The sequence below is a fragment of the Bacteroidota bacterium genome, from assembly GCA_030706565.1.
GTDB lineage: Bacteria > Bacteroidota > Bacteroidia > Bacteroidales > JAUZOH01 > JAUZOH01.
Genome location: JAUZOH010000145.1, coordinates 1 through 8,795 on the forward strand (window position 1 = coordinate 1; position 8,795 = coordinate 8,795).

Annotated in this window: 7 protein-coding genes; 4 read left to right on the forward strand and 3 right to left on the reverse strand. The window is 40.9% G+C overall.

The genetic code is table 11. The annotated features are described in order from the left end of the window. Positions 1-134: 134 nt before the first annotated feature. The gene (locus Q8907_08885) at positions 135-1,037 is read left to right on the forward strand and encodes a bifunctional methionine sulfoxide reductase B/A protein (GenBank protein ID MDP4274379.1); all 903 of its coding nucleotides are present in this window, start codon (positions 135-137) and stop codon (positions 1,035-1,037) included. Positions 1,038-1,101: 64 nt separating this feature from the next. Here the strand turns inward: Q8907_08885 and Q8907_08890 are convergent, their stop codons facing one another. Further along, entirely contained in the window at positions 1,102-3,483 is a 2,382-nt protein-coding gene (locus Q8907_08890) for a phosphoketolase family protein (protein ID MDP4274380.1), read from the reverse strand. Between the two features lie 350 nt (positions 3,484-3,833). Between Q8907_08890 and Q8907_08895 the strand changes: the two genes are divergently transcribed. The 3 genes from Q8907_08895 to Q8907_08905 all read left to right on the forward strand — a co-directional run bounded on the left by Q8907_08895 (position 3,834) and on the right by Q8907_08905 (position 7,897). Then, positions 3,834-5,744 carry a sigma 54-interacting transcriptional regulator gene (locus Q8907_08895; protein ID MDP4274381.1) on the forward strand — a complete coding sequence of 637 codons (1,911 nt, stop codon included), beginning with the start codon at positions 3,834-3,836 and terminating at the stop codon, positions 5,742-5,744. Positions 5,745-5,944: 200 nt separating this feature from the next. Continuing rightward, positions 5,945-7,111, forward strand: a complete 1,167-nt coding sequence (locus tag Q8907_08900) for an iron-containing alcohol dehydrogenase (protein MDP4274382.1) — start codon at positions 5,945-5,947, stop codon at positions 7,109-7,111. Positions 7,112-7,234: 123 nt separating this feature from the next. Further along, the gene (locus tag Q8907_08905; protein ID MDP4274383.1) at positions 7,235-7,897 is read left to right on the forward strand and encodes a redox-sensing transcriptional repressor Rex; all 663 of its coding nucleotides are present in this window, start codon (positions 7,235-7,237) and stop codon (positions 7,895-7,897) included. 151 nt (positions 7,898-8,048) lie between these two features. Here Q8907_08905 and Q8907_08910 read toward each other — a convergent pair whose 3' ends face one another. Both Q8907_08910 and Q8907_08915 read right to left on the reverse strand, forming a co-directional pair. After that, positions 8,049-8,279 carry a MoaD/ThiS family protein gene (locus Q8907_08910; protein ID MDP4274384.1) on the reverse strand — a complete coding sequence of 77 codons (231 nt, stop codon included), beginning with the start codon at positions 8,277-8,279 and terminating at the stop codon, positions 8,049-8,051. Positions 8,280-8,321: 42 nt separating this feature from the next. Then, the coding region (locus tag Q8907_08915; GenBank protein ID MDP4274385.1) for a DNA polymerase at positions 8,322-8,795 on the reverse strand (474 nt) is incomplete at its 5' end.

Genomic DNA, 8,795 nt, shown 5'->3' on the forward strand with positions numbered 1-8,795 from the left:
GCAATGAATGAACCCAATCCCTCAAAATTTGATACCGGAACGCAACAATTAAGCTTTCAGTATGTTTTAATATACAGAGAAAAGAAACACCAATTATGAAAGCTTTGATTGGTATATTTGCTTTTGTATTTATTATGTCTGCTCCAGGATGCGGACAAAATCAACAAAAACAATTCAACATGAATTATAAAAAGCTTACCCCCGAGGAAGAAAATATAATTGTCCATAAAGGGACAGAACGTCCTTTTAGTGGGAAATACTGGGACTTTTTTGAAAACGGAACTTATGTGTGCAAACGTTGCGGTGCTCCCCTGTTTCATTCATCCGATAAATTTAAGTCGAGCTGTGGCTGGCCAAGTTTCGACCAGGAAATACCCGGTGCAGTAAAACGCAGCCTGGATGCCGACGGCAGGCGGATTGAAATTACCTGCGCAAATTGCGGCGCCCATCTGGGCCATGTTTTTACCGGCGAAGGATTAACTCCTAAAAATACCAGGCATTGCGTCAATTCACTTTCCCTTGAATTCATTCCCGGTAAAAAAGAAAGTCAGAAAAAAACCGATACAGCAATTTTTGCAGGAGGATGTTTCTGGGGGGTCGATTATTACATGCACAAGGCCAAGGGAGTAATCTCAACGGAAGCAGGATTTATCGGCGGGCATACAAAAAACCCGACCTACAAGGAAGTATGCACGCATACCACAGGCCATGCTGAAGCCGTAAGGATTGTCTTTGATCCTTCCGTAACTAATTTTGAAACTGTAGCCCGCCTGTTTTTTGAAATTCATGACCCCACGCAGGTTGACGGCCAAGGCCCCGATATAGGCGATCAATACCGTTCTGAAATATTTTATCTGTCGAACGAACAAAAACAAACCGCTGAAAAATTAATTAAGATTCTGGAACAAAAAGGCTATAAAGTAGCAACAAAACTTACTCCGGCTTCAACCTTTTGGCCGGCTGAAACTTATCATCAAAAATACTATGAACAGAAAGGGACTTTACCTTACTGTCATGGATATGTAAAAAGGTTTTAAATTTTTTATATCTACCAAATGAAAACCTCCCTGTTACGGGAGGTTTTTTATTTTCATATCCCCGTTAATAGGGCCACTTCCAGTTTTTTACCTCAGGCAGGTCATCTCCATGTTTGTAAATATATTGCTTGTGTTCAATCAATTTATCCCGCATAGTCTGCTTAACATGAGCGCCTATCTTCTCCAGCCTCGGCACACGGTCGATCACATCCATCACCAGGTGAAAACGGTCAAGGTCATTCATCACCACCATGTCAAAAGGTGTGGTGGTTGTCCCTTCTTCTTTATATCCGCGGACATGAATGTTGTAATGATTTGCCCTTCTGTAGGTCAAACGGTGAATCAGCCAGGGATATCCATGAAAAGCAAAAATGACCGGCTTATTGGTAGTAAAAAGGGAATCAAATTCCTTGTCCGACAAACCATGAGGATGTTCACCTGCAGCCTGTAAAGTCATCAGATCCACCACATTGATGAACCTGATTTTCAAATCTTCAAAATATTGCCTGAGCAAATCCACCGCAGCCAGAGATTCTAACGTAGGGACATCGCCTGCACAGGCCATAACCACTTCGGGTTCTGAATGCTGGTCATTGCTTGCCCATTCCCATATCCCTATTCCAGCCGTACAATGCTTCACTGCTGAATCCATGTCCAGATATTGCAGGGCAGGTTGCTTACCGGCTACAATCACATTGATATAATTGCGGCTGCGCAGGCAGTGATCGGTAACCGACAAGAGGGTATTGGCATCGGGGGGCAAATAAACCCGGACTATCTCAGCTTTTTTATTGATTACATGATCAATGAACCCTGGATCCTGATGACTGAATCCGTTGTGATCCTGCCGCCAGACATGAGAAGTAAGCAGGTAATTCAATGAAGCGATAGGCCTGCGCCAGGGAATATGATTGGTTGTCTTCAACCACTTTGCGTGCTGGTTGACCATCGAATCGATAATATGAATAAAGGCCTCATAACAGGAGAAAAATCCATGGCGGCCGGTAAGCAAATAACCTTCGAGCCAGCCCTGGCACATGTGCTCGCTCAACACTTCCATTACCCGTCCATCGGGCGATAAATGATCGTCACTTTTCAAAATATCGCCGGTGAAAACCCTGTCTGTTGCTTCAAACAATGAATTGAGCCGGTTTGAATTTGTTTCGTCTGGCCCCATGATCCGGAAATTCCGGTCATGGTTGCTTAACCTGATTACATCCCGGAGCATCTGGGCCATCACCTTTGTTGCTTCGCTCTCGGTCACACCGGGCTTTTCGACCTTTACGGCATACTTCTGAAAATCGGGCATCTTTAAGTTTTTCAGCAACAAACCCCCATTAGCATTTGGATTGGCGCCCATCCGCAAGTCTCCATTTGGGGCCAGTTCGGCTAAATCCGAACGGAACTTTCCTTCATCATCGAATAATTCTTCAGGTTTATAACTGCGCATCCACTCTTCCAAAAGCCTTAAGTGTTCAGGTTTCGAAGCCAATTCAGCAAGGGGGACCTGATGTGAACGGAATGAATTTTCCACTTCCAGGCCATCAACCATTTTCGGTCCGGTCCATCCCTTGGGGCTCCTCAGGATAATCATGGGCCAGGCCGGCCGTTGTTTGAAGCCATGAGTCCGGATATCTGCCTGTATATTTCTGATTTCCTCAACAACCACATCCAGTGTTGCAGCCATCTTCTGGTGCATGGGTTCTGCTTCTTCGCCTTCGACAAAATAAACCTTGTATCCGTATCCCTCAAACAGGCTGGTTAATTCCTTCTGGCTAATCCTTGCCAGCAAAGTAGGATTTGCAATTTTGTACCCATTCAGGTGCAAAACAGGAAGTACAGCACCATCATGAACAGGGTTTAAAAATTTGTTTGAGTGCCAGCTGGCTGCCAATGCGCCGGTTTCAGCCTCCCCATCACCAACTACGCAACAGGCCAGTAAATCAGGATTATCGAAAACTGCGCCATAAGCATGTAAAAGCGAATAACCCAATTCACCTCCTTCGTTGATAGAACCGGGCGTTTCAGGCGCAACATGACTGGGAATTCCGCCGGGAAATGAAAACTGCTTGAACAGTTTTTTCATCCCTTCTTCATCCTGAGTGATATCCGGGTAAATTTCGCTGTAAGTTCCTTCCAGGTAGGTATTGGCAACAAGGCCGGGACCGCCATGACCCGGGCCTGTCACATAAATCATGTTCAGGTTATTTTTCTTGATCACCCTGTTCAGGTGAGCATAAATGAAGTTTAGCCCTGGCGTTGTTCCCCAGTGCCCAAGCAGTCGCGGTTTCACATGCTCGATTTTCAACGGCTCCCTCAAAAGCGGATTGTCATATAAGTAGATTTGACCCACCGATAAATAATTGGCTGCACGCCAGTAAGCATTTATTTTTTTTACTTCATCAGCGGATAAGGGGTTGGTTTTGATCAGTTCATTTTCAGCCATAATTTTCAAGGTTTAAAATTTCTATACAAAGCCAATAATTTGAAAATATGATTTTACCCTTCCCTATTGAGCAAATTTCATAAAAGATTTATCTGGAATTGATTAAACCGGGTAAAATAAATAGAATGAGAATTTCAATTAAATTTAAGAAAAACAGTTTTATTTTCAGCTGTATTTGATCATAAAATCATCAACCAGTCACTCAAAATCAAAAGCAATCCGTTAAACGATCACCTTGACCGTAACAAAATAATTTTCTTTTTCCCCGGGATAAAACTGAAGGAATCAGATTTAATCAATTGACCACAATTTCATAACTTAGCGGGAAATTTATTTATCAATTGGCCGGGATGAAGTACAGCGATAAAAAAGATATTGAAAGGAAAATAAAAGAATCCCACTTGCGGAGTCAGAAATCCGGGGTGAGAAAAGACCAGTTTTTTTCCAGATCAATTTTATCTGCCGGACAATTGGAAAGTCAACTTCAAATAAACCGGCACCTGCTGGAAATTGCCGGTCATTTTCTCTATTTTTTCAATGAGTTTGTTGAGCATACAGGGGCAATTGTCGTATTGACGGATCAAAACGGTTGCATTCTAAAATTATTGGGTAATAAAAACATCAGCCAGGGAGCGCAAAAATCTGCTCTGGCCGAAGGGGCGTACCTGGATGAAAAAAATATGGGGACCAATGCAATTGGAATGGCTATTTTGGAAAACGAGCCGGTGCAAATTTCGTCTCATGAAAATTATATCACTGCCTTCCATCAGTTGACCTGCTCTGCTGCCCCTATCCATAAAGACGGTGAAATAATCGGAATACTGGGCCTTTGTGAACGCAGCACCAAAGCTCAACTTTATTCCCTGGGAATGGTAGCAGCAGTGGTCCATTCCATTGAAGACCATATAAAGAATGAAGAAACCCAACAAGATCTGTTGGAAGCTTTTAAGTACATCAATTCCATCATCAACACTTTTTCATTTGGCGTTTTGACTACAGATTTGAGCGGCAAAATTTCAAGAATAAATGCCGAGGCATGTAAGTTACTCAATAATCAGGCAGATGAACTTGTAGAAAAAAATTTATTGGGCATTATGCCCGATGGAGGGATAATCATTAAAACCTTGTCCGAAGGAAGGTCATTCGAAGATAAAGAAATGACCATGATTTCAGGCCAGAAGACCGAAAAGTTTAACATTAGCGCTTATCCCATCAAAAACGACCAGGGTGAATTGATCAGCATATTGATCATTTTTAATGAGATTAAAAAAATCATCCATCTGGTCAATAAATATACAGGAATGCATGCCCACTATACTTTTGATGACATCATCGGGAAAAGCCGGGAAATTCAATGGATCATTGAATTTGCCAAAAGTGTGGCCAGCAGTCCCTCGACGATTTTGATCCAGGGTGAAAGCGGCACAGGCAAAGAAGTATTCGCCCAATCCATCCACAATGCCAGTGACAGGTCTGAAAACGGATTTGTAGCCGTCAATTGCGGTGCCATACCCGAAAGCCTTATTGAGAGTGAATTATTTGGCTATGATGAAGGAGCTTTTACCGGAGCCATCAAAGGGGGTCGGCCAGGAAAATTTGAACTGGCCAATGGCGGAACTTTATTCCTCGATGAAATCGGAGAAATGCCCCTGAGCATGCAAGTCAAACTGCTTAGGGCACTGCAGGAAAATTGCATCACCCGCGTAGGAAGCACCAAGGATATTCCCGTTGACGTCCGTATCATTGCCGCAACCAATAAAGACCTCAAACATGAGGTTGAAAGAGGAAGGTTCAGGCTGGACCTTTTTTACCGTTTAAGTGTAATTCCCATAGTTTTGCCTCCCCTTAAAAAGAGAATTGAAGATATTCCCCTGTTCATTGATTTTTTCCTGAATGCAAAATCGGCTAAACTGAATAAGGCTGTCCCTCAAATATCACCGGCTTTGATGAATGAAATGTTGACCTACAGCTGGCCGGGTAATATCAGGGAGCTGGAAAATTTTATTGAAAAGACCGTAAACCTCGAAGGCAAAGTAAATATTGACGAACATTTAAAGGAAATTTTCCCGGAGGCTGCAATTCAAAAGGAAGTGCCGCTTGTACCTTCAACCGAAACGATAGAAACACTGGAAGAAATTGAAAAAAGAGCCATCCAAAAAACCCTGGTTCTTTCAAACGGGAACATCACCCAGACAGCCAGGAACCTTCATATCAGCCGAAATACCCTTTACCTGAAATTAAAAAAATACAAACTCACTTGATTGTCCTATTTCAGGACATTGTCCTATATTTATACAGTTGAATTTGTATATTTGTTCATTTATAGGACATTTTTATTGGCGTTATTTTTTTCACAAATAGCTATAATATTCTTTTACAATATTTTATAAATTTTGGCACAGCTATTGTTATAAAAATAACAATTATGTTTTTTAAATAACAATATTTGGAGGATTTATAAATGGCACGTTTCACATTACCCAGAGACATCTACTTTGGAGAAAATTCGCTGGAAGAATTAAAAAACCTGAGAGGGAAAAAAGCCATGGTAGTTGTTGGTGGGGGGTCAATGAAGAAGTTTGGTTTTTTGGGAAAGACGGTTTCTTACCTGAAAGAAGCTGGTTTAGAAGTAGAATTGTTTGAAGGGGTTGAGCCGGATCCGTCTGTTGAAACTGTAATGCGTGGTGCAGAAGCAATGCAGAAATTTCAGCCCGACTGGATCGTTTCCATGGGAGGTGGTTCGCCGATAGATGCTGCAAAAGCCATGTGGATCTTTTACGAATATCCCGATTTTAGTTTTGATCAGGCAATTATACCCTTTGGACTTCCCGAACTAAGAAGAAAAGCAAAATTTGTTGCTATTCCTTCCACCAGTGGTACGGCAACTGAGGTAACCGCTTTTTCGGTTATTACGGATTACAAATCCAGGATAAAATATCCTATTGCAGATTTTAACATTACTCCGGATATTGCCATTGTCGATCCTGAACTGGCACAAACCATGCCCCCAACCCTTACGGCACATACAGGCATGGATGCCCTGACCCATGCCACTGAAGCTTATGTCGCAGCATTAAGGTCTCCCTTCAGCAATCCCCTGGCTATGGAAGCCATTGAAATGATTTATGACTGCCTGATTAAATCTTATAAAGGCGACAAAGAAGCCAGAAATCAAATGCATATTGCCCAGTGCCTTGCAGGTATGGCATTTTCTAATGCACTGCTTGGAATTACCCACAGCATGGCGCATAAAACAGGACCTGTTTTTAATATAGCCCATGGTTGCGCAAATGCAATTTACCTGCCTTATGTAATTGATTTCAACAAAAAAGTTTGCGCTACACAATATGCGGAAATTGCAAAAAGACTTAAACTGCCCGGCAATACAACTGAAGAACTGGTCAATGCTTACACGGCATTAATCCAGTCGTTGAACCGACAGATGAACATTCCTCTTACACTTAAAGATTTCGGAGTAAGCGAAGCTGATTTTAAAGCCAATTTGAAGTTTATCTCTGAAAATGCCCTCCTGGATGCCTGCACTGGAGCTAATCCAAGACCGGTCAGCAAAGAGGAAATGGAAAAATTATTTACCTGCATTTATTATGGCCAAAAGGTAGATTTTTGATTCTTGTTTTCTATTTTAGCGCTCCTGCACAAAAAGCAGGAGCGTTTTTTCATTTTTAGAAAGTATGGGTTGATTTTTCCCTTTCTAGTATGTATTTTAAGCTATTCGAATCTACATTTAAACATGAAAATTAATAACCAGGAAAGCCAACAATTATCAGATATTCCTGAAGATGTTCTGAAACGAATGCCTTCTTATTTAAATTATCTTAGGTTTTTAAAGCTTAAAGGCAAAACTTATATTTCTGCCGACCATATTGCCAAAGATATGGATTATACCCATTCTATGGTGGTCAATGATATTTCCTACTCCAGGAATTTTGATCCTTCTCTTGATATTTATAACATTGAGATTCTAATCAATGGCATTGAGACCATGCTGGGATATCACAAGATACAGGAAATTCTGGTGGTGGGCGCAAAACGATTTGGGGACGAGTTTATTCTGAATAAAACATTAAAAAATTGTAATTTAAAAATTGAAGCCGTTTTTGATTCCAGTTCTTCCTTCATCGGCAAAAACATTAAAGGTTACCAGGTCATGTCGGTTCAAAAATTGAAAAATTTGGCAAACCGCATGAATATTCAAATCGGTATTCTGATTAACAACAATGAAGAAGCCCAACAAATTGCCGATTTAATGTCCACCTCTGGAATAAAAATAATATGGAATTTTACAGCCCAGGAACTTAGGGTGCCCAATTCCGTATTTGTCCTGAATTCGGATACCCATGATAATTTAGTTGATCAATATCATATAATTTATAATCAACTAATTAATAAATAGTTAATACCCATCCCCCTGAAATCTTCCTAAAAATCTTCATCCCAAAAAAATCATAAAGCTGTTTTGGAATCAATACAGGGAATCAACACGAAATTTCTCATCAACCACAAAGAACTCGTGATCAATAGGAAATTCAAGCTGTTCTTTCCTATTAACCGCCATAAAACGGAGGCAAAAGAGCTATCTCATCATTGTTTTTAAAATTATCCGCCTTATTCAGAATTTTATTCAAGGCCACCTGGTAATGAATTTTTGAAAGGGCAGGATACTTGCCGGCCAGATAACCTTTTAAAGAGGCTGAATCAATAATATCTTTCAATTCAAATTGCTTTTTCCCAATAATATCGGCAACTTCACCGAAACAAATAATTTTAATTTTCATCGTGATGTAGTTTAATTATTTCTTTAATTAAAACTGTACAGGTTAATGTGCTTCAAGCCAGTTCTGCCCTACTCCGATTTCAACCAAAAGTGGGACTTTCAATTTCACTGCAGATTCCATTTCTGTTTTCACCAGTTCCCTGACTTCTTCCAATTCCGGCTTAAAAACATCCAGAACAAGTTCGTCATGAACCTGCAATATCAATAAACTTTGTAATTTCCTTTCATTTAATTTTTTCTGGATATTGACCATGGCAATTTTAATGATGTCGGCAGCCGATCCCTGAACAGGCGCATTAATTGCATTTCGCTCGGCTACTCCCCTGACCACCGCATTTGCAGAATGTATATCTTTCAGAAAACGTTTCCTGCCTAAAATGGTCTCAACATATCCCTTATCTCTTGCACCGTCAATAACCTGATTCATGTATTTCTTAACTTCCGGGAAATTCTCAAAATAACCCTCAATTAAGGCCTTTGCTTCAGCCCTGGGTATATTTAACCGTTCCGACAAACC